Annotated in this window: 23 protein-coding genes and 1 tRNA gene; 6 read left to right on the forward strand and 18 right to left on the reverse strand. The window is 51.9% G+C overall.

Going from position 1 to position 22,000, the window contains the following annotated elements:
• Positions 1-22 precede the first annotated feature (22 nt).
• The 15 genes from F608_RS0103325 to coaE all read right to left on the reverse strand — a co-directional run bounded on the left by F608_RS0103325 (position 23) and on the right by coaE (position 15,092).
• A complete protein-coding gene (locus F608_RS0103325) occupies positions 23-847 on the reverse strand; it encodes a phosphoribosylformylglycinamidine synthase subunit PurQ (RefSeq protein WP_022664193.1) in 825 nt (274 codons plus the stop codon).
• Complete coding sequence (locus F608_RS0103330; RefSeq protein ID WP_027362426.1) at positions 844-3,858, reverse strand: AIR synthase-related protein; 3,015 nt, start codon at positions 3,856-3,858, stop codon at positions 844-846. The genes F608_RS0103325 and F608_RS0103330 overlap by 4 nt, the downstream gene beginning before the upstream one ends.
• A gap of 1 nt (position 3,859) precedes the next feature.
• A complete protein-coding gene (gene rseP / locus F608_RS0103335; RefSeq protein ID WP_022664195.1) occupies positions 3,860-4,930 on the reverse strand; it encodes an RIP metalloprotease RseP in 1,071 nt (356 codons plus the stop codon).
• Between the two features lie 81 nt (positions 4,931-5,011).
• Positions 5,012-6,160: a 1-deoxy-D-xylulose-5-phosphate reductoisomerase gene (locus tag F608_RS0103340; RefSeq protein ID WP_022664196.1), complete on the reverse strand. Its 1,149-nt coding sequence runs from the start codon at positions 6,158-6,160 to the stop codon at positions 5,012-5,014.
• Positions 6,157-6,972 carry a phosphatidate cytidylyltransferase gene (locus F608_RS0103345; RefSeq protein WP_022664197.1) on the reverse strand — a complete coding sequence of 272 codons (816 nt, stop codon included), beginning with the start codon at positions 6,970-6,972 and terminating at the stop codon, positions 6,157-6,159. The genes F608_RS0103340 and F608_RS0103345 overlap by 4 nt, the downstream gene beginning before the upstream one ends.
• On the reverse strand, positions 6,948-7,721 hold the full coding sequence (locus F608_RS0103350) for an isoprenyl transferase (RefSeq protein ID WP_022664198.1): 774 nt from the start codon (positions 7,719-7,721) through the stop codon (positions 6,948-6,950). Before F608_RS0103350 ends, F608_RS0103345 begins: the two co-directional genes overlap by 25 nt.
• On the reverse strand, positions 7,711-8,268 hold the full coding sequence (gene frr / locus F608_RS0103355) for a ribosome recycling factor (protein ID WP_022664199.1): 558 nt from the start codon (positions 8,266-8,268) through the stop codon (positions 7,711-7,713). The genes F608_RS0103350 and frr overlap by 11 nt, the downstream gene beginning before the upstream one ends.
• 85 nt (positions 8,269-8,353) lie before the next feature.
• Positions 8,354-9,076, reverse strand: coding sequence for a UMP kinase (gene pyrH, locus F608_RS0103360; protein WP_022664200.1), 723 nt, complete (start codon positions 9,074-9,076; stop codon positions 8,354-8,356).
• A gap of 4 nt (positions 9,077-9,080) precedes the next feature.
• A complete protein-coding gene (tsf, locus tag F608_RS0103365) occupies positions 9,081-9,677 on the reverse strand; it encodes a translation elongation factor Ts (protein ID WP_022664201.1) in 597 nt (198 codons plus the stop codon).
• Between the two features lie 21 nt (positions 9,678-9,698).
• A complete protein-coding gene (gene rpsB / locus F608_RS0103370) occupies positions 9,699-10,583 on the reverse strand; it encodes a 30S ribosomal protein S2 (protein WP_027362428.1) in 885 nt (294 codons plus the stop codon).
• 166 nt (positions 10,584-10,749) lie between these two features.
• On the reverse strand, positions 10,750-11,613 hold the full coding sequence (gene prmC / locus F608_RS0103375) for a peptide chain release factor N(5)-glutamine methyltransferase (RefSeq protein ID WP_022664203.1): 864 nt from the start codon (positions 11,611-11,613) through the stop codon (positions 10,750-10,752).
• A 10-nt stretch (positions 11,614-11,623) separates the two neighbouring features.
• The gene (gene prfA / locus F608_RS0103380; RefSeq protein WP_022664204.1) at positions 11,624-12,688 is read right to left on the reverse strand and encodes a peptide chain release factor 1; all 1,065 of its coding nucleotides are present in this window, start codon (positions 12,686-12,688) and stop codon (positions 11,624-11,626) included.
• An 81-nt stretch (positions 12,689-12,769) separates the two neighbouring features.
• Entirely contained in the window at positions 12,770-12,988 is a 219-nt protein-coding gene (gene rpmE, locus F608_RS0103385; protein WP_022664205.1) for a 50S ribosomal protein L31, read from the reverse strand.
• A 60-nt stretch (positions 12,989-13,048) separates the two neighbouring features.
• Positions 13,049-14,296 (reverse strand): transcription termination factor Rho, encoded by a 1,248-nt coding sequence (gene rho, locus F608_RS0103390; RefSeq protein WP_022664206.1) that lies wholly within the window; start codon positions 14,294-14,296, stop codon positions 13,049-13,051.
• A gap of 175 nt (positions 14,297-14,471) precedes the next feature.
• On the reverse strand, positions 14,472-15,092 hold the full coding sequence (gene coaE, locus F608_RS0103395; protein WP_244154236.1) for a dephospho-CoA kinase: 621 nt from the start codon (positions 15,090-15,092) through the stop codon (positions 14,472-14,474).
• A 152-nt stretch (positions 15,093-15,244) separates the two neighbouring features.
• Here coaE and ndk point away from each other — a divergent pair, with 152 nt between their 5' ends.
• Entirely contained in the window at positions 15,245-15,664 is a 420-nt protein-coding gene (ndk, locus tag F608_RS0103400; protein ID WP_022664208.1) for a nucleoside-diphosphate kinase, read from the forward strand.
• A gap of 134 nt (positions 15,665-15,798) precedes the next feature.
• On the opposite strand, the gene F608_RS0103405 is transcribed toward ndk, so the two are convergent.
• Complete coding sequence (locus F608_RS0103405; protein WP_022664209.1) at positions 15,799-16,242, reverse strand: PPC domain-containing DNA-binding protein; 444 nt, start codon at positions 16,240-16,242, stop codon at positions 15,799-15,801.
• A 21-nt stretch (positions 16,243-16,263) separates the two neighbouring features.
• Complete coding sequence (locus F608_RS0103410; RefSeq protein WP_022664210.1) at positions 16,264-16,554, reverse strand: antibiotic biosynthesis monooxygenase family protein; 291 nt, start codon at positions 16,552-16,554, stop codon at positions 16,264-16,266.
• A 210-nt stretch (positions 16,555-16,764) separates the two neighbouring features.
• On the opposite strand from F608_RS0103410, the gene F608_RS0103415 reads away from it, so the two are divergent.
• The 5 genes from F608_RS0103415 (at position 16,765) to F608_RS0103435 (ending at position 19,791) form a co-directional block, all read left to right on the forward strand.
• A tRNA-Gln gene (locus F608_RS0103415) sits at positions 16,765-16,838 on the forward strand.
• 123 nt (positions 16,839-16,961) lie between these two features.
• Positions 16,962-17,486 carry a MarR family winged helix-turn-helix transcriptional regulator gene (locus F608_RS0103420; RefSeq protein ID WP_084680962.1) on the forward strand — a complete coding sequence of 175 codons (525 nt, stop codon included), beginning with the start codon at positions 16,962-16,964 and terminating at the stop codon, positions 17,484-17,486.
• Positions 17,487-17,592: 106 nt separating this feature from the next.
• Positions 17,593-18,153, forward strand: coding sequence for a LysE family translocator (locus tag F608_RS0103425; protein ID WP_279615079.1), 561 nt, complete (start codon positions 17,593-17,595; stop codon positions 18,151-18,153).
• 322 nt (positions 18,154-18,475) lie between these two features.
• Positions 18,476-19,087 carry a ferric reductase-like transmembrane domain-containing protein gene (locus tag F608_RS0103430; RefSeq protein ID WP_161626811.1) on the forward strand — a complete coding sequence of 204 codons (612 nt, stop codon included), beginning with the start codon at positions 18,476-18,478 and terminating at the stop codon, positions 19,085-19,087.
• 116 nt (positions 19,088-19,203) lie between these two features.
• Complete coding sequence (locus tag F608_RS0103435) at positions 19,204-19,791, forward strand: YceI family protein (protein ID WP_027362431.1); 588 nt, start codon at positions 19,204-19,206, stop codon at positions 19,789-19,791.
• 61 nt (positions 19,792-19,852) lie between these two features.
• Here F608_RS0103435 and F608_RS34340 read toward each other — a convergent pair whose 3' ends face one another.
• On the reverse strand, positions 19,853-21,853 hold the full coding sequence (locus F608_RS34340; RefSeq protein WP_022664215.1) for an ATP-binding protein: 2,001 nt from the start codon (positions 21,851-21,853) through the stop codon (positions 19,853-19,855).
• Between the last annotated feature and the right edge of the window lie 147 nt (positions 21,854-22,000).

Consider the following 22,000-nt stretch of genomic DNA (forward strand, 5'->3'; position numbering starts at 1 on the left):
TTACCGGGTCTTCTTCCAACCCTTATTCAGGAAAATTTTCTTGAATATAATCCACCCCGTTCTTGAAAAGCCGGATCCCCACGGTCATTCCCGGGCCAAGGGATTCTCCCCGGCGCTTGAGTTCTTCTTTGCGACGGGTCCAGTCCGGATGGTTGGTAAAGTGATTGTAGCCCTCGGGATGGGGCATGAGCCCGAATATCCGGCCGGAGGGATCACAGATTCCGGCAATGTCCTCCAGGGAGCCGTTTGGATTTTCGGGAAAAGCGCCCCTGGCCGGGGCACCGTTTTTATCTGCATATTGGAACACCACCTGGTTGGCCTTGATAAGGGTCGCAATCAGACCCGGGTCGGCAATGAACTTGCCCTCGCCGTGGCGGATCGGGTAGTCAGCCGTGTCAATGTTCTTTGTAAAGACACAGGGACTTTCTTCATTGGCCTTGAGACGGACCCACTGGTCCCTGAAATTGCCGCAGTCATTAAAGGTGATGGAAACGGACCGCCGGGTATAGTCCCCGTCGATTCCGGGCAGAAGTCCCAGGTTGACCAGGGCCTGGAACCCGTTGCAGATCCCGATGATCAGCTTTCCCTCATCCACAAAGGAGAGCAGGTCCTGTCCGATATGATTTTTCATCTTCAGGGCCTGGATCACGCCGGCACCGTGGTCATCCCCCCAGGAAAACCCTCCGCCGAATACCAGGATATGAAAATCAGACAGGGTGACATCCCCGGCAATCAGGGAATTAATATGAACCCTGGACGATTCTGCACCGGCCCGATCCAGGGCCAGGGCCGTCTCATTATCGCAGTTCAGACCAAAACCGGTCAGCACCAATGCCTTTACGCTCATATCATGTCTCCAAAGGGTTTGTTGAATGCGGTTTCAAGGGATTCAATGGAAAGATCGGCCAGCAGGGCGCCCTTTGCTCCGGTGATCTTCATCCGGGCATGTTCGTCGGTCACCCGGCCCACGCAGGCCACGGCCAGTCCCTTGCAAAGTTTTTCAAAAACAGCCTTGTTTTCCGGGGAAATTGTCAGGATAAACCGGCCGGCAGATTCGGAAAAGAGAAGGGCCTCATCGGAAAGGGCGGATTTTCCCTTTTCCGCGCTTCCGGGAACCCGGGACAAATCGATTTCCATGCCCAGACCGCCGGCCATGGCCATGAGGGAAAGATGGACCCCCAGTCCTCCCCTGGCTACGGCATGGCAGGATGCGGGCAATTGCTTTTCAATGGCCTTTTCAACGGCTTTATAGAGGGTATAGGATCCTTTAAAATCCACCTTCGGGACATTGAGCCCGGTTTTGCCGAAGAGATCGTAGTACTCGGAGGCCCCCAGTTCGTCCCGGGTCAGTCCGACCACATAGACCAGATCTCCGGAGACCTTTGGATCCAGGCTCAGGCAGGAAGCCACGTCTTCGACCACGGAGGTGGCGGAGAACTGAACCGTTTCCAGGGCAGAGACCTTGATTCTTTCGCCGAATTGGCCTTCCAGGTGGCCGTCCACGTACATGGAGTCCTTTCCCGAAAGCAGGGGGATCTGAAATCCCATGCAGGCATCTTTCAATGCCCGGCAGGCCCGGACCAGCTGGGCCGCCTTGAAACTGCCGTCGGGATTGGTCTTTTCATCCTGGCCAATATTGGGCCAGCAGAAGTTGTCCACCCCGCCGATATGGTCCAGGGACCCGCCCACGGCAATGAGCCGTCGAACCGCCTCGTCAATGGTGCAGGTCATCATGTGATAGGCGTCGATCCTTGAATACCAGGGCAGCAGGCTCTGGGAAAAGGCCAGTCCCTTTTCCGAGGTAAGCACGGGCCGGGTCACGGAGGCATCAGACGGAATGTTATGCTTCACCCCCACCAGGGGCTTGATCACGGATCCGCCCTGGACCTCGTGGTCGTACTGGCGGATGATCCACTCCTTGGAGCAGATATTGGGCCGTTCCATCATCTTTACCATCAGGGTGTTGAAATCCGAAGGCGTTGAAATCACGGGTTCAGTCAGCCCCCGGGTCTTTGGGGGCAGCCAGACCGCATCGAATTCCCAGGCCGGGAATCCCTTTTCCAGAAGGTCCATGTCCACATAGGCACAGGTCTCATCCTTATATTTGATATGGAGCTTGCCCGTATCTGTATACTCGCCGATCACCGTGCTTTCTACCTCGTGGAGCCGGGACAGCTCCATGAACCGGTCCAGATTCTCAGGTTTCACGGCAATGGTCATGCGCTCCTGGGATTCAGACACCCAGATCTCCCACATGTCCAGGCCCTCGTATTTCAGGGGCACCCGGTCCAGCCAGACCACGCAGCCGTTGGAGATCATGGCGGACTCCCCCACGGACGAGGAAAGGCCGCCTCCCCCGTTGTCCGTGATAAAGGGAATCAAGCCCTCGTCCCGGCAGACCAGAAGAAAATCGTGCATTTTTTTCTGGGTATAGGGGTCACCGATCTGAACGTGACCGGCCGGGGTATTTTCGGAATAGGATTCAGAAGATGCGGTCACCCCGTGGATGCCGTCCTTGCCCACTCTTCCCCCGCTCATGATGATCAGTTCGCCCGGCGAGGTCTTCTTTTCATGGCTCGGTTTTCCCTGTACCTGTCTCGGCATGATGCCCAGGGCCGTGACAAATACCAGACTCTTGCCCATGTATCCCGGATCAAACAGGGTCTGTCCGAAGGTCGTCGGGACCCCGCTCTTGTTTCCCCCGTCCTTGACCCCTTCGATGACCCCGTCCAGCAGACGTCTGGGGTGGAGGGGCGGTTTTAAGGGGCCGCTGTAGTTGATGTCGCCCACACAGAATCCGAAACTGCCCATGAAGAGCTTGGATCCGAGACCCGTTCCCATGGGATCCCGGTAGACCCCCACGATCCCGGTGATGGCTCCGCCGTAGGCCTCCATGTTGGAGGGCGAGTTGTGGGTCTCCCCGGTAATCACGTAGTTGTTGTCCGGATCAAACCGGCCCACCCCGGCATTGTCCCAGAGCACCGAAACCACCCACTCCTTTTTCTCTTTGAGTTCAAGGGTGGGCTTCTGGATATAGGTCTTGAACAGGGAGGTCTCAATCACCTCCTCGCCGGTGGAAAGGTCTTTGTACCGGAAAATCCCGTTGAAGGTATTGTGGTTGCAGTGATCGCTCCTGGCCTGGGAGATGTACTCCAGCTCCACGTCCGTGGGCTTGGACAGGCCGACCTCCTTCCTGGAGGCCAGGACCTGGTCATCCAGGAAATAGTCCCGGATAATGGGGATGTCCCTGGGATTGAGGGCCAGATTTCTTGCGTCGCTGATCCGGGCCAGGGTCTCGTTGGAGTCGATGTCAATGGGTTCACAGCAGGGGGTGTGGTTGAGGATCACCTTGGGAGGCTGTACATCCGCACCTTTGGCCGGATCCCACTCTTCCCGGGAAAAAATCTTGAACTGCTGGATAATGGGGTTGGACAAAAGCTGGCCTGCCAGGGTTTCCATGTCCCGGCGGCTGAGGTCCTCTCCCTGGATGCAGTACCGCTTGGAGGTATAAATTCCCTCTCCGGCCCCGAACTCCTTGCCCAGAACATCCTTCACCGCCTCCATGGCCGTGGCCCCCGGGTTGTCCCTCACCCCGGGCCGGAACCCGATCCAGATGCACCAGTGAAAATCCAGGTCCAGGGGAGTCAGGCCGGAAAACTGGGTCACTGGATTGGTCAGGATTTCCTGTCTTATCCGCTCCAGTTGTTCCGGTGTAAGATCGGATTCAATGGTTACGATATTCACGCACCGCACCGAATCCAGATTGATGCCGAAATAGGACCCGGCCTTTTTCTTCAGCGAAGATGCCTCTGCATCCCGCAGTTCCGATTTAAGAGCAATTTCCATGGATGAAATCATATTACCCACCATTGAAGTTCCTGAGGATATCGTTGTAAAAAACAAAAACCATTAGGGCCACAAGCACGGCCGCACCGAACTGCATGAGTTTTTCACGCAGTTTTTCACTGACCGACTTCCCGGTGACGGCCTCGATTGCGTAGAAAAGGAGGTGCCCCCCGTCCAGAACCGGAATGGGGAAGAAATTGATGATCCCCAGGTTGACGGAAACCAGGGCAATGAACCAGACAAAGTTCACCACCCCTGCCTTGGCCTGCTCGCCGGCCATCTGGGCGATCATGATGGGTCCGCCCAGATTTTTTGCGGACAATGACCCGTCGATCATCTTGACCACGGAGACAATGGTCAGTCTGACCATGGACCAGGTATCGGACAGGGACATTCCCAGGGCCTGGAAGGGATTAAGGGACTTGTGAAAGATCTCACCGGAGCCCAGGATACCGATGACGTACCGGTCCACACTCTCCCCGAATTCATTTTTATCCGGTCTTTTTTCCGGGATAAGGGCCATGCGCCTTGTCAGGCTTTCTCTTTCCACGACAATTTCAAGCCGGCTCCCGTCTCCTTTGGACACCATGTTTTTGATATCCTCAAAGGACTCGATCTCTTCCCCGTTGATCTCCCGGATAATATCCCCGGGCCTCAGCCCCGCGCTCTGGGCCGGTGAATTTTCCACCACCTCGCCGATGACGGGCCGGGCCAGGTATATCCCGGAAAACTGGTAAAGGATATAAAAGATAAATATGGCCAGAAAAAAATTAAAAAACGGACCGGCCGCCACGATCAGGCTTTTCTTTCCCAGGGATTTGTCGGTAAAGGATAGGTGGCGGTCTTCCGGGGCAAGTTCTGCCCCGGGTTCCTCTCCCATCATCTTCACATACCCGCCCAGGGGAATGGCCGACAGACAATACTCGGTCCGGCCGTAGACTTTTCTCAGGACCTTGGGACCGAATCCCAGGGAAAAGACCTGGACCCCGACCCCGCAGAGCCGGGCGACCAGAAAATGACCCAGCTCATGGATGAAAACAAGAACCCCAATCACTATAATAAATGCCACAAGAGAGTGACCCATATCATACCTCTCCAATTATCAGCTGTAAAACCAGCAGGTTGGATTTTAATACCGGGCAGGTTTACCGGCCTTGGATTTCCTTTAAATCAAAGACAGGGCCTTTTCCCTGGCCCAGGAATCGGCCTCAATAATACCTGAAAGATCAGGATTGTCAATGCAGGTATGAAGCCCCATACATGTGGATATTATATCAAATATACCCGTAAATCCTATCTTTTTTTCCAAAAAAGCCTGGACGGCAATTTCATTGGCCCCGTTCATCACCGCCGGAAGGGTTCCCTTCCTTCGGCAGGCTTCAAAGGCAAATTCAAGGGAGGGAAATTTTCCAAAATCGGGCCGTTCAAAGATCAGGCCGCCCAAGCCGGCAAAGTCCGGGAATGGGGTGTTCAGATCCAGGCGTTCCGGCAGGGAAAGGGCATAGGCGATGGCCTGCTTCATGTCCGGAACTCCCATCTGGGCCATGACGGCACCATCTTTAAACCCCACCATGGAATGGACAATGGACTGGGGATGGACCAGGACCTCTATTTTTTCCGGGGCCAGATCAAAGAGATGCATGGCCTCGATCACTTCCAGGCCCTTGTTCATAAGGCTTGCCGAATCTATGCTGATCTTGGGTCCCATGTTCCAGGTGGGATGATTCAGGGCATCTTCCGGTGTGATATCGCTGAATTCCGATCCGGGCCGTGTCCTGAAGGGACCTCCGGAAGCGGTCAGGAATACTCTTTGGACATCCCTGGCCCGGTTTCCCCGGATGCACTGGAAAATGGCGGAATGCTCACTGTCCACGGGCAGGATCTCCACCTTTTTTTCCCGGGCCCGGGCCATGACAGGTTCTCCTGCCATGACAAGGGTCTCCTTGTTGGCCAGGGCCACCTGTTTTCCGGCGTCTACTGCGGCCAGGGCCGGCAGAAGTCCGGCAGCCCCCACCATGGCCAGAACAACGGCATCGCTGGTGGGCCAGGATGCAGCTTCCACATATCCGGTCCGGCCGAACAGGATCTCAGGTTTGGAAATGCCTTTCAGCATCCGGCTGAGTGCCACGGCCTTTTCCTCATCCAGAACCGCCACCATCTCCGGTCGGAACTCTTCAATCAGATCCGCCATCCGGTCAAGGTTGTTGGCCCCGGTCAGGGTCCTGACCCTGAACCGGTCCGGGTGAAGCCGGACAATGTCCAGACAGGAAGAACCGATGGAGCCGGTGGCCCCGAGTATGGAAAGACCTTTCATATAACAAAGACCAGGTAGACGTAAAGCACGGGCACGGCCATGAGCAGGCCGTCAATCCGGTCCAGCATGCCCCCGTGGCCCGGAAGAATCCGTCCGGAATCCTTGATGGAGGAAACCCGTTTCATGGCCGATTCAAAGAGGTCTCCCACCTGTCCGGCCAGGGCCATGACCAATGAACAGGGCAGGGTTAAAAAGGCCAGGGCAGGATCCCGAAAAAAGATCAGACAAAAGATAAACCCGGCAGTTACCGCAGCCAGGATCCCGCCGAAAGAGCCTTCGATTGTTTTGTTGGGGCTGATATTGGGGGAAAGCTTGTGTCTGCCCTTATAGGTTCCCGCATAAAATGCACCGGTATCATTGGCAAAGATGACGATGAGAAGCCAGATAATCCAGAACACTCCTCCCTCAAGCTCCCGGATAAAAACCAGCAGGGAGAGGGAAACCGGGATATATACGATCCCCAGAACCTGTTTGGATATGATATCAAAGACCCGGGGCTGGGCGGCGAACCGGAAAAGTACGAAACCGGCCAGGGCGGCAAGGTTCAGGGAAAGAATCAGAAACATGACCTGCCAGGCGCCCAGGGTGGCTCCCACCACCAGAGCCATGGCAATGGTATAGGAGATGGTCTTTATGGTATTGGATATGGGCCCGTCGTCGTTTCCGAAGATAATGGTCAGATATTCACGAAGGGAAAAGATGGCCACCACCGATATCAGAGCGGCCAGGACCAGGGTACTGCCCCGGAGCAGAATCCAGACCACCAGAGGGGCAATAATCAGAGCGGTTATCCATCGCTTGACGTGCTGCATTTCACCTTACCGAAGCGTCGGTCCCTTTCTTGATAATTTTTAAGGATGTGAATAAACTCCTCCCGAGTGAAATCGGGCCACAGGGTATCTGTAATATAGATTTCAGCATAGGCTGCCTGCCACATGAGAAAATTGCTCAGCCTAAATTCCCCTGAAGTCCGGATAATCAGGTCCGGATCCGGCATGGAGGCCGTATAAAGATGGGCGGATATGGATTCTTCCGTGATGTCCCCGGGTTTGAGACTGCCCTGGGCCACCTGGTCCGCCAGGGACTGGACCGCCCGGGTGATCTCTTCCCGGCTTCCGTAGCTTAAGGCCAGGTTCAGCGTCATGGACCGGTTTTCCCGGGTAAGATCCATTGTCTTTTGGGCCTCTTCCTGGATATCTCCGGGAAGCTTGTCCAGCTGACCCAGGATATTCAGTCGGATATCCCGGGATTCCATTTCCTCTCTCTCGGAGATGATGAATTTTTTCAGAAGAACCATGAGGGCCTTGACTTCGGCTTGGGGGCGGCCCCAGTTTTCAGTGGAAAATGCGTAGAGGGTCAGGTATTGGATTCCCAGCTCCCGGCAGGCAGAGACAATGTCGCGGACGGTCCGGGTCCCTTTCTCATGCCCCCGGATCCGGTTCATGAGTCTTTTTTGGGCCCACCGGCCGTTTCCGTCCATGATCATGCCCACGTGGACGGGAAGGATGTCAGGATTCAGCCCTTTTGCATCTGCCCCGGATTCTGATGGATCAGACCTCAAGGATTTCCTTTTCTTTTGCTTCAAAGATCTCGTCCAGCTTCTGAATATACTTGTCTGTCAGATCCTGGATCTGTTTTTGTCCCTTAAAACTGTCGTCCTCTGAGATCTCTCCGTCTTTCTGGAGTTCCTTGAGCATTTCATTGGAATCCCGTCTGATGTTCCGGACCGCCACCTTATAGTCTTCACAGGTCTTGGCCACCACCTTGACGATTTCCTTTCTCCGCTCTTCGGTGAGGGGGGGGATGGATATCCGGATCAGCTTCCCGTCATTGGAGGGAGTGAGCCCCAGGTTTGCCTTGAGAATGGCCTTTTCAACCTCATTGATCACACTCACATCCCAGGGTTTCACCGTAATCAGCCGGCTTTCCGGGATGGATACAGTGGCCATCTGGGGCAAAGGAGTCTGTGTGCCGTAATAATCAACTCTCACGCCGTCAAGTATGGCCTGGGATGCCCTTCCGGTGCGAACCTTTCCCATCTCCTTTTCAAAGGAGTCCTGGGATTTCCCCATCCTGTCCCTGGTTTCTTCCAGCACTTCATTTATCATAACAACACATCCTCTAAAAACAGGTAACAGTTAACCGCGGAAGCTGACTATCCGGTACTGTCAGCTTTAGAGGCTAACTGTTAACCTACTTGTTGTATATACGGGTACCGATATCCTGTCCAGTAACCGCCTTGAAAATATTGTCAGTCTGATGAAGGTCAAATACCTGCAGGGGCAGATCATGTTCCATGGCCAGGGATATGGCTGTCATATCCATAACATGGAGCTGTTTTTCAATGACCCTCATATAGGAGAGTTCATCAAACATGACGGCATCCTCATGAACCATGGGATCCTTGTTATAGACTCCGTCCACCTGGGTCGCCTTGAAAAGGATGGCGGCACGGGTTTCATGGGCCCTGAGCACGGCAGCCGTATCCGTTGTAAAATACGGGTTGCCCGTACCAGCGGCAAAGATGACCACCCTGCCCTTTTCAAGATGGCGGATGGCCTTTCTCCGGATAAAGGGTTCCGCCACCCTGTCCATGGGGATGGCCGATTGAACCCGGGTGGGAATGTCACATTTTTCCAATGCGTCGCACAGGGCCAGGCTGTTGATCACCGTTGCCAGCATTCCCATGTTGTCCGCAGAGGTCCTGTCCATGCCGGCAGAACTTCCGGCAACCCCCCTGAAGATGTTTCCGCCGCCCACCACCACGCTGATCTCCACATTGAGCCGGGCCACCTTGGCAATTTCTTCTGCCACGTAATTGATCATTTCAGGGGTAATACCAAAGCCCTGATTTCCCATCAGGGCTTCCCCGCTCAGTTTAATCAGAATCCTTCCAAACTCAGGCTGGGCATCCAAGATTTTATTCTCCTATCTGGAAACGTGCAAATCTTCTAATCTGAATATTCTCACCGATCTTACCGATGGTTTCCTGAAGCAGTTCAGAAATGGTTACCTGGGGATCCTTAACATACTGCTGGCTCATGAGGCAGGATTCCTTATAGAATTTTTCCACCTTGCCGTCTACGATCTTGTCGATGATGTTCTCGGGCTTGCCCTCTTCCAGCATCTGGGCCCTGTAGATCTCCCTCTCTTTTTCAACAATGGCGGGATCCACATCTTCGGGATTCAGGCCGGCTGGATTGGCAGCGGCAACATGCATGGCAATGTTCTTGGCAAAGTCTGAAAAATCTTCTGTTTTTGCCACAAAGTCTGATTCGCAGTTGATCTCAACAAGCACGCCCAGCTTGGCGCCGGTGTGGATGTAAGAGTAGATGATTCCTTCTGATGTGGAACGGCCGGCCCGCTTGGCTGCCTTTGCCAGTCCCTTTTTCCGTAAAAGCTCAATTGCCTTGTCCAAATTCCCTTCAGCTTCGGCAAGAACCCGTTTGCAGTCCATAATCCCTGATCCGGTCGCTTCACGAAGCTCCTTCACCATTGCTGCAGTAACTTCAGCCATTGTATTTTGCTCCTTATTATCTTATTCAGTCTTTTCTTCAGCGGTTTCAACTGATGTTTCCGGCTCCTGGGTTTCAACCGGTGCAACTTTTCTCTTGATCTTTTCAACCACGGGTCCGTCTGTTCCGTCGGATACGGTCTCAATGGTCACTTTCTCATCTCCGTCAACAGGACCAGCACCCTCGTCCGGCGCCTTGTCAGATTCAGCCCTCTGTTTTTCCTCGTAGATCTGCCGGCCTTCAATTACGGCGTCTGCCATGCGGGAGGCAAAGAGCCGGATGGACCGGATGGCATCATCATTTCCCGGGATCACATAATCGATATCATCGGGGTCGCAATTGGTATCCACAACGGCAACGATGGGGATGCCAAGGCGTTTGCCTTCTTTGACCGCAATGGCCTCTTTTTTGGGATCAATGATAAAGATGACGCCGGGCAGTTTTTTCATACTGCTGATGCCGCCGATGGCAAACTCAAGTTTTGCCTTTTCCTTGAGCATCTGGGCCTGTTCTTTTTTGGGATAATTTTCAAGGGTCCCGTCATTTTCAATGGAGTTGAGAAAATGGAACCGGGAGATGTTGTTTTTGATGGTCTGGAAATTGGTCAGCATGCCGCCCAGCCACCTGTTTTCCACATAAAAGCTTTCTGCGCGGTTGGCCTCTTCATAGATGGCCTCGGACGCCTGTTTTTTGGTTCCCACAAAGAGGACATCCTTGCCCTGGGCCGCCACATCCCTGACAAAATCGTGGGCATCCCTGAAAAGTTTCACCGTCTGCTGGAGATCGATGATATAGATACCGTTTCTTGCTCCGAAGATATATCTCTTCATCTTCGGGTTCCAGCGTTTTGTCTGATGTCCGAAATGGACTCCGGATTCCAAAAGTTCTCTGATTGTAATGTAAGCCATTTGTTCTCCAAATTTAATTAATGGTTTTGTGCCTTCGCCCGCTTCATTCCCGGAAATCGACTCAGCCAGAACCGATCTGGTCAAAGCACCGGATCCCAGGTCCACGGACGTGCGTTTTTATGTCCACAAAAAATCCTATTGTATATATCAGAAACTTGAGGGGGAATCAATTTCTTTTTTTAATTAAAACCAGACGGTTGTGACCGGCCAGATCCCGGATGAATTCCACGGATTCGTAAGCCTTAATCCCCCCGGCAATGGCCTTGACCCCCTCTTTCTGATCAAAACCCATCTCCATGAGGACAAGGCCCCCGGGGCTCAGGTGATCATGGGCCGAATCCAAAATCTCACGGATGGAATCCAGGCCGTCGGCGCCTCCGTCCAGGGCGGGTCCGGGTTCGTGAAGCCGGATCTCAGGGGCAAGGTCTTCAATGTCCCGGGTGGGGATATAGGGGGGATTGGACAGGATCAAATCAAAGTGTGCCTTGGGAGACAGGGAAGAAAACCAGGAGCCCCGGAAAAAGTGAACCGGCCGGTCCAGGATCTCCCCGGCATTGTCAGTAGCCGAAGCAAGGGCTGCCGGAGAAACATCCCCGGCAAAGTAAGAATGGCCGGGACAGGCCCTGGCCAGGGAAATGACAACGGCCCCGGACCCCACGCCCAGCTCCAGGATTCTTTTTCCCTGCCCATTTGATGAGCCGAGTACCTCAATGGCTTTTTCCACCATGATCTCGGTGTCGGGCCTGGGGATCAGCACCCCGGGACCCACCCGGAAACGGGATTCGTAAAACCCCTTCTCCCCGGTAATATAGGCCACGGGTTCGTGTTGAATCCGCCTCTTGATCAGGGCCTTGAACCGGATCAGCTCATCCTCTTCCAGGGGCCTGTCGTACTGAAGATACAGATCGAGACGCTTGATACCCAAGCTGAACCCGAGCAGGATTTCCGCCGTGAGCCTGGGGCTGTCTATGGCATGCTTTTTAAAATAAGTTTCCGTCCAGGAGAGGAGCTTGAAAATGGTCCAGTCCATCAGAAGTGTATCAATGACTTTCTTTTAATGCCTGGGCCTGGTTATGGGTCTTGAGCTCATCAATGATCGACTGGATATCCCCCTCCATGATGGCGTCAAGTTTGTAGAGGGTCAGTCCGATCCTGTGATCGGTCATCCTGCCCTGGGGGAAATTATAGGTCCGGATCCGGCCGCTCCGGTCACCCGTACCCACCTGACCCTTCCGGTCGGCAGACCGCTTTTCCTCTTCCTCCCGGATCTTGGCGTCCAGAATTCTGGATTTGAGCACCCCCATGGCCTTGGCCTTGTTCTTATGCTGGGATTTCTCATCCTGACAGGTGGCCACCACCCCGGTGGGGACATGGGTGATCCTGACCGCGGAGTCCGTGGTGTTCACCGACTGTCCTCCCGGGCCCGAGGAGCGGAACACGTCTATTTTCAGGTCAGCAGGATTGATATCAATATCAATATCTTCGGCCTCGGGCAGAACCGCCACGGTAACGGCCGAAGTGTGGACCCGGCCCTGGGTCTCGGTCTCCGGCACCCGCTGGACCCTGTGGGTCCCGCTTTCATATTTAAAGCTTGAAAAGGCACCCTTGCCTTTGATCAGGGAGACCACTTCCTTGAACCCCCCGGAACTGGAATCGTTTTTTTCGATGAGCTCAATGGACCAGTTCCTGGATTCGGCATATCTCGTGTACATCCTGAACAGGTCCCCGGCAAAGATCCCGGCCTCTTCCCCGCCGGTTCCGGCCCGGATTTCAAGGAGGACATTTTTATCGTCCCTGGGATCCTTGGGCATTAAGAGCAGATTGAGCTGGGATTTGAGATCCTTGGCCTGGCCTTCCAGTTCCGGCAGTTCTTCCTTTGCCATGGTGCGGATATCCGGATCCTCGTCTTTGAGCAGATCCCGGGTTTCCCCCAGCTCTTCCAGGATTGCTTCATACTGCCTGAACACGGGAACGATCTTGTTCAGTTCCCCGTGCTCGATCAGATATTCCTGGTATTTTTTCTGGTCGCTGATGACCGCAGGATCACTTAAAAGCTGTTCAAGCTTTACAAATCTTTCCTCAATGCCTTTTAATTTTTCAATCATGGCCAGACTTTAGACACGGGTTAAAATTCAAAAAGGGCGCTTTTCTCAAGCCCCCTTTTCAGCTACACAAAACGCTTTAAACTAAACAAGCTTGCTTGCGTCAAACCCGGCATATTTCTTTTTAAACCGGTCAATCCGTCCTGCAGAGTCTACCAGTTTCTGTTTCCCCGTAAAAAAGGGATGGCACTGGGAGCAGATTTCCACCTTGATGTTCTCCCTTGTGGAACCCACTTCAAAGGTGGCGCCGCAGGCGCAGGAAGCGGTTGTTTTTGCGTATTTCGGATGTATTTCTTTTTTCATTTCCCCTTAACTCCTTAAGATGCCTCGTTAATAAAGGCTGCACAATAAAAAAGAATTCCCTTAAGAATTCATCAATTCAAGAAACTCTTTATTATCCTTTGTTCCTTGCATTTTTTCAAGTAAAAATTGCATACTATCAACAGAATTTAAACTTGACAACAATTTTCTCAGGATCCATACCCGGTTGAGAATCATGGGATCCATCAGCAATTCTTCCTTTCTTGTTCCGGACTTGTTCATATCAATGGCCGGAAACACCCGTTTATCTGCCAGCTTTCTGTCCAGGACCAGCTCCATGTTGCCTGTTCCCTTGAACTCTTCAAAAATCACCTCATCCATCCTGGAGCCCGTGTCGATCAGGGCTGTGGCGATGATGGTCAGGCTGCCCCCCTCTTCAATGTTCCGGGCCGCCCCGAAAAACCGTTTGGGCCGGTCCAGGGCATTGGAGTCCACGCCGCCGGACAGGATCTTGCCCGAAGGCGGCATGACGGCATTGTAGGCCCGGGCCAGACGGGTGATACTGTCCAGGAGAATGACCACGTCATACCCCTGTTCCACGATTCGCTTGGCCTTTTCAATGACCATCTCGGCCACCTGGACGTGGCGTTCCGCCGGCTCGTCAAAGGTGGAGCTGATCACTTCCGCATCCACGGACCGGGCCATGTCGGTTACTTCCTCGGGACGCTCGTCAATGAGCACCACCATGGGAACGATATTTTTATGAGCCTTGATCATGGAGTTGGCAATATTCTGGAGCAGCATGGTCTTACCGGCCTTGGGCGGAGAGACGATCAGCCCCCTCTGGCCGAATCCAATGGGGCACATGAGATCGAGCACCCGCATGGAAAAATTGTCAGGCTCGGCTTCCAGGTTCATTTTACGGTCCGGATACAGGGGCAGAAGATTGTCAAAAAGAATGGTTTCCGCTGCCAGTTCCGGGCTCTTGAAGTTGACGGCCTCCACCTTGAGCAGGGCAAAATAACGCTCGGAATCCTTGGGCTGGCGGACCTGGCCGGAGATGGTATCACCGGTTCTCAGGTTGAACCGCCGGATCTGGGAGGGAGACACGTAAATATCATCCGGCCCGGGAAGGTAGTTGTATCCCGGAGCCCTTAAAAAACCGAACCCGTCCGGGAGAATCTCCAGGGTGCCCTCTCCGTATACCTGGCCGCTCTCTTCAATATTGGCCTGGAGCAGAGCAAAGATGAGTTCCTGTTTCTTTAGCCCGCTGATCCCTTCAATATTGTATTCCTTTGCAAGCTTGGTCAGCTCACTGATTTTCATCTTATTGAGATCTACAAGATTCATTCATTCTCCCGAGTTTTAATTGATTATTTTTAGATTTGCTTGTTTTGAATTTGTAAAATTTAGGGGGCACCACCCCGACCTGGCAGTCTGTTTTTGACAGTTTGAAGGTCTAAATTACTGCGGAAATACAGACAGATAAGTGATCATCTATCATTAACGCCTGAAAAATAAGGTATTATTTGTTTTTTGTCAAGAATTCTTTTTTGATGGATTGATAAACCTTTTTTACTAAATTCTTAAGTTCCTCCGGGGTTCCCCGGTTCTCAACCACGTAATCGGATCGTCTGATCTTTTCCGACTGGGTCATCTGGAGCTCCAGGATCCCGGCGGCATCGGCCCGGGACACCCCGTCTCTTCGGGCAATTCTGGCCGTTAGATCCCCTTCATCCCCGGCCACGGTGACCACGGCGTCAAAGAGATGCTCCAGGCCCAGCTCAAACAAGAGGGGCACCTCGGCGGCACAGGCCGGTTCCCGGGGATATTGGGCCGCCTCCATTTGGGAAAAAAGTTCATCCAGGATAATGGGATGAAGCAGGGCCTCCAGACCCTTTCGCAGATCCGGCCGGGCCACCATGATATTTCGCAGCCTGGGCCGGTCCAGTCTTTTATCTTCAAGAACCATATCCCGGCCGAAGAGTTCAAGAATTTTAGTGTAGGCCTTCTGACCCGGTTCGGTCACCTGCCGGGCAATCTGATCGCAGTCCAGGGTCACCAGACCCAGATCTTTGAAGATCCCGCATACCAGGCTTTTTCCCGATCCTGCAGATCCGGTCACCCCTATTTTAATTATCTTCACGATATTTCCATCCCGGAGTCTCAATATCATTTTCCGATTCGACCTGCCGGCCTCCCCGGCGCTCATTGACTTATACCCCCCTGTTGTGCTACTTTGCAACCCCGTTTTTGACAAGCAATTTTAACCATATACAGCGGAAAGGAATACCAGCAATGGAAAGAACATTATCCATCATTAAACCCGACGGCGTCGGGAAGAACATCATCGGCGAGGTCATCAGACGTTTTGAAACCAACGGCATCAAAATCGCCGCCATGAAGATGATCCACCTGACCAAACCCCAGGCAGAAGGTTTTTATGCCGTTCACAAAGAACGCCCTTTTTTCGGCAGCCTTACGGATTTCATGACCTCCGGCCCCATCGTTGTCATGGTCCTTCAAGGGGAGGATGTCATCGCCAAAAACCGAAAACTCATGGGCGCCACCAATTTCAAGGAAGCTGAAGAAGGCACCATCAGAAAAGAATTTGCCACGGATATTGAAAAAAACGTGGTTCACGGATCCGATGCCCCTGAGACGGCTGCCTTTGAAATCGGCTACTTCTTTAACGACCTGGAGATCCAGAACCGGTAAGTCTTTCCGGCCTGCCTGAAAAATCCCGGATGAAATTTCAAGGCCCCGGCATTCCCTGCCGGGGCCTTTGTTTTGAATCAACCCTGGTTTGACCTTCCGGCAAATCCCCGTTTTCAAATTTCTTATGGCAGAACTCAGGGTTCCAGCAGCTTGAATCCGGAGTCCTGGTCCATTTTCCGTATCCCGGAGGAATCCACAAGCTCCTGGATGACCACTTCCATGTAAAGCCATACCTTAACCCCGTTCCGGATACATCCGACCCGGACATCGGGTCCCCGGCCGCAGGCCATGTGCATGTGGAGGATGGGGCTGCCCTCTTCATCCGGAAAAATGGTGCCCGTGCCCATGATTTCGTGAACATCGTCCAGGACCTGAAGCTGGGTAATGATGGGCCGCTGATCTCCCTTTTCCGGCCCGGCCACCAGCACGCTTTCCCGGTCTGCCCCGCCCAGAGCAATCACGGATGCCGTCTGAATTCCCTTTTCCCGGACAAAGGTCTCAATGGTTTCATGAACCGTTTCTCCCTGTTCCAGTCTCAGTACAAAAACCCTGCCCGGCCGGGCCTGTGAATATCTCAAATCTTTTTTCCCCTATCCCCCCTATTGGGCGGATTCATAAATTTCAAACTTTGTATTGGTATCGGTCAGGGCATCAATGCGCTCCTGAAAAGCCCGCCTGCCCTCGCTGACCAGCCATTTGGACCAGTCTTCCACATCACGCCACCGGCTGATGACCAGATACTCGTCCTTGATGTCCATGCGCCGGAAGGTTTCAGCCCCAAGATACCCCTCCTGCTTCACAGCCAGGGCAATGAGCTCTTGGTAGAGGTTTTCCAGAAGCTCCCCTTTTCCGTCAATGACCTTTCTCTTAATCAAAACCGTAACCGCCATTTCCACCTCCATATAAGTGATAGGCATTTATATAATGAAGGGATTGAAAGCCTTAACTCTTCAAAGTTCTTATTTACCACATTTGCCCGGCAAGGATCAAACTGAAGGCGACACGGACCTCTTGCTTCTTTTTTCATGCCCCGGCAGATACAGAGATATTTCTTGACTCTTCCTGCCATTTGGTGTATAAACCCCGGACATCAATTTTGATGGGTGATCGTCCAATGGCAGGACTACGGACTCTGACTCCGTCAATTAAGGTTCGAATCCTTATCACCCAGCCATAAAAGAAAGGTTTTCGGTGTTGCCACCGAAAACCTTTTCTATTTTCATTGACAATTATCCCTCATTTTCACGAGAACCTCTCTTTAAAACGATCAATAAAAAATTGACAATGCAGAAAAAATGTGTATATACACGTATATGGTTTGTTCATAATCATGACTATAGGAAGGATAGAAATAAAAACAATGAATCCTTTAATCGAAGAACAGCAAAAAAAAAACATAGCCGCCAAAAGCCCTTGTATCTGCGGCAATTTACGAAGAGCCGGCCGGTTGGTCACAAAAATTTATGATACCCATCTTCAGCCCATTGGAATTAAAGTGACTCAGTATACCCTGCTTCTGGCTGTCCAGCGGATCGGACCTGTGACAATCACAAAGCTTGCAGACGAGGTGATCCTCGAGCGCACCGCATGCACCCGGAATTTAAAAGTTCTCGAAGGTAAAAATCTTATCCGCTTCCAGCAAGGTCCGGATAAAAGGATGAAACACATCGCACTGACGGCAAAAGGAGTCGACAAAATTAAGGAGGCATCTCCATTATGGGGACAAGCCCAGAACTTTATATTCCGTGAGGTGGGAGAGGCGCAGTCCCTGGAACTCCTCGATGAGTTGACCCGGATTATTTCTTTGTTACGGCCGGAATAATTTTTTTATCAAAATAGGTGCATATACACTATTTTATTGCCCAGCAAATTCTGGATACAGGAGATCAAACATGCTTGAGAATAAATTTTTTCTATGGTTTGGAATGATGTGCCCTTTAATATTTTCGGCCGGCCCGGCAAATGTAACAATGGCTTCCCTGGGAGCCCGCTTTGGATTCCTTAAATCTTTGCCCTTCATATCCGGAATCAATCTCATTGTCCTGGCGCACGCATTGCTGATCGGTTTTGGCGCCGGCACATTTTTGGAAAACTATCCCGGTTTATTCCGATATTTACAATATGCCGGTTCCGCTTATTTACTCTATTTGGCATCTAAATTCTTCCGGTCGTCAAAACTGAAAGCCAGAGAGATATCAGATACCGTCCCCAATTTTGTAGACGGAATCATCCTACAGCTATTGAACATGAAGGTCGTCACCGTCACCATGGTCATGTTCTCCCAGTTTTTGGATGCAGGTCTTGAACAAGTTTCCCAGATCACGATGCTTTCAGTAGGATTGGCCTCTTTGACCACCGGTGCCACCATGACCTGGGCTGCCGGAGGGGCCGGGCTGACCCGCATCTTTGCCTCGAAAAAATCCGTCAGATTACAAGGATATATTTTCGGCAGCATGCTGATCTGTGTATCTGTCTGGATGCTTCTTTAGGCCCGAACCCCATTATCCACGGGAAAAGCCCCGTCAATGGGCAAGGCAAGAGTCCGGCTGCATCCCCCCGGGGGGTTATCCGGACGCACCCGAGGCCAGGATCACGTCCACCCGGGCCTTAAAGGAAACAGGCTCTTTCTTTTCCCTTTCATCCTCCCGGGCCCATGGCCTTAAAGCAAAGAATTTTTCTGTTTTCAACCTGAAGAAAAAAATTGAAAAAACCGGGAACATGGTTAAATTCTGGATATTATACTATGGTAAAACCCCATTGGCCCGGCTATATGCCCTTTGGACGGATCATACCCAGGTTACCCCGAAGAATATGAAACAAAACATTCTGATAAAATCGGTTTTCATCCTTTTACTGGCCTTGATTCTGACGGCCGGCGGCTCGATTCCTTATCTTTTTGAATCCCCCTCCATTTTGTATAAAACCGGTCTGGATAAATTTCTGCTCAGGACCGGGAAGATCGCGGGCATCGCTGTTGTGATCCTGATGGTTACCCAACTCTTTTTCATAGCCAATCTTCAATGGCTTACCCCTCTGTTCAAAACCAAGAACCTGTACCGGTACCACAGGATAAACGGACTGATTCTCCTGGCCGCAGCCATTGCCCATCCGATCCTGATCCTGGGAGCGGATCATTTTGTCTTTTTCCCTTTGGAATACAGATACTGGCCTGAAATCCTCGGGCTGTTTCTCCTGGTCTTTTTGGTCTCTTTTGTTCTGATCTCGGTCTGGCGGGGAAAAATGGGAATTTCCTATCCGGCATGGAAGCGGATTCACAGGATCGGGGCTGTTCTTCTTTTTTTTCTTGTCTTTGTCCATGTGCACAATGTAAGCGAAACCTTTGCAGCCGGAGTTCCCTTTTATTCTCTATGTGCCATGGCTGGAATTTTCGGCCTGTTGATACTCAAAAAATTTCTCCGCTGATCCCTCCCCGCCATGCACACCGGGTTTACATTCCAAAAGCCTGTCTTACTTTGAGTTTACCGCCCGGCCAAAAGACTCCGGACGGATTCCTTTACAACAATTCAAGGAGACAATTCATGAAAACTGTACATATTTTCCGAATAATGACACTCATATTTTTTCTGACGTCCGCGGCGTATGCAAACGAATGGAAATTGGATCCGGATCATTCCGAAGTAAGGTTTAAGATCCGGCATATCCACACCACCATTTCCGGTCAGTTTCCCGATTTCCAGGGGGAGATATTTTTCAATCCCGAGAAGCTCGATAAATCCAGGTTTGATTTTACCGTCAAGGTCGACAGCGTGAATACCGGCAATGGAAAACGGGACAATCATCTTCGTTCAAAGGATTTCTTTGATGCTGATTCATACCCAGTGATGACCTTTGCCTCATCCAAAATCATCCGTAAAAGCGAAAATATCTATGAGCTTCACGGCGACATGACCATCAGGGGGGTCACCCGGTCCATTCAGATCCCAGTCCTTTTTTTCCCGCCAAAGCCGCATCCGTTTGATAAGAAAAAACTGGTTGCCGGCTTTGAATCCGGTTTCAGCCTGGCCAGACTGGATTACAATGTGGGGAACGGTAAATTCCTGAAAATGGGAGTGGTGGGTGAAAATGTGGATGTTGAGCTTGCCATGGAGGTCTCACGGGAAAAATAGGAAAATGAAATCTCCGGCATGGGATCCTTGTCACAGGCATGGATAAAGACAAACAAAACTTTTATGTTCCCGTCCGGGTTTCTGCCAGGGAATGGGAAATCTGCGTGGCCAGTTCAACCTCTTCAAGGATGTTCTGCAGAAAAACCTGCATTTCTTTTGGATTGTGTTGATGAATCAGGGCCAGTTCTGCATTGCCGGATATGCCGCCCAGACGATTTCGAAGGTCATGCAGAATTTCCCCTTTGTTTTCCCTGACCGGTATTTCTTCCAAAGCTCCGGTCCCGCGGTTGACATCGATGTTGGGGATTTGTTTTTCGTATCCGGCAACAAGACCGGGCAAGCGGCGGCTCAGCATCAATTCCAGATCTGTTCCCCTGAACGGTTTGCCCATGTAGTCATCCATTCCGGCGGTAAAACATCTATTGCGGTCTTCAACGGTAATGTGTGCGGTCAGGGCGATAATGGGAATCTGTGCATTGGGACCGGTCATGCCACGGATTCTTCGAGTGGCCTCATATCCATCCATCCCGGGCATCTGGCAGTCCATCAATATCAAATCAAAGGGGTCCTCTCCGGCAAGGGTCACGGCTGACGCCCCGTTATTACAGGCAAATACCTCACAGCCGAAATGGCCGAGGAGATTCTCTGCGACCTCCCGGTTGATTTCATTATCCTCAACCAGAAGGATCCTTGGCGGGCGCTTCCAGGTAATGCAGGTATCCTTCCCGGCGATGGGAATACTTTGAACCGGATCGACCGGTTTGAGGTTCAGATAAAAATAAAACCGGGTTCCCTTGTCCGGGGTGCTCTCCACTTCAAGGGAACCGCCCATGAGTCTGACGATCCTGCTTGCTATGGCCAGGCCAAGGCCGGTTCCCCCCTGATTCTGTAAGCTTGACGATCCTGTCTGGTGAAAGGGCTCAAAAATTCTTTCAAGATCTTCCCGGGCCACACCTTTGCCCGTATCACTCACGGAGAAACAGATGGGAACAGTGCTGCCCGGGGTTTGCTTTCCGCAGAAAACCGAAAGGCATATCTCCCCCTGCCGGGTAAACTTGAACGCATTGCTCAAAAGATTGTTCAACACCTGGATCAGCCGGAAATGATCACATTCCACTGCTGCCGGGATGTTTTCATCCATCCGGCAGACAAAAGAGATGGGCCTGGAAGATGCGATTTCCGAGTAGACGTCGGACAGACCCTTAAGGGTGTGCTTTAAATCGGTGGGTGAAAAATCAACAATGAGTTCGTCAGCTTCAATTTTCGTAAAATCCAGACCGTCGGAAATAATCTGGAGCATCCATTCCGAACTTTTGTCGGCAAGGTCCATGTAATGTTTCTGTTGTTTATCCAGCCGGGTCTTCCTGAGAAGATCAAGGATTCCCATGATCCCGTTAAGGGGGGTCCGGATTTCATGGCTCATGGTGGCCAGAAAATTAGACTTGGCCCGGGTGGCGATTTGCGCCTGGTGTAAAGCCTTGGTGAGCCGCTTGAGCAATGACGCCACATAGGCGGGCAGCATAATCATCCCAGTCAGAAGTCCCAGACTGATGTATGAATTGGTCTGCCAGCTCTCGGATAGATACATGGCCAGGCAGAACCCGGTAATGCTCAGGATCATTGAAAAAAAAAGATAAGATCTTCCAAAGCGGAATCCATTGCCAAAGGTCACCCAGAGATAGATCACGAACAGGGGCGCAGCCAGGTTTCCATTCAGATATAAGGCAACGGAAGTGGCACCCGTATCTACACAGCATCCAATGATACGGCGCTTTATGTTTTTGCCGGGATCAATAACCAGCCAGACAAGAAGGGCTGCGGCCGCCACAAAAAAAAGAAATATGGTAATGGTTGTCGGAACCGCCTCGGCCAGAGGTTTCCGGGAAGCCAGCAGGGCCATGAAAAGATAAGAAGCGGCCAGCAATCCCACAAGAATCCGGATTGCGGCCTGCTCATGCTCTGAATCCTCCCGATTTTTCCACGCAGGCACCTGCTGTTCCAGAAACTTTAAAAACCAGCCATTCTCAGATATTTTGCCCTGTTTAACCATTTCATCCGTCATAGATCAAGACTCACTTTTTTCATCCCGGCAGAATCCCTGAACCGGTTTGAATCCCTCCCTGGGAACCCGGCACAGGGTTCTGCCATTTTATTCATTCCCCTGGATCCTTGTTTTAATAATTATTTCCTGGAAGCCCATCTGCAGTTT

It is taken from the genome of Desulfospira joergensenii DSM 10085, assembly GCF_000420085.1.
GTDB lineage: Bacteria > Desulfobacterota > Desulfobacteria > Desulfobacterales > Desulfobacteraceae > Desulfospira > Desulfospira joergensenii.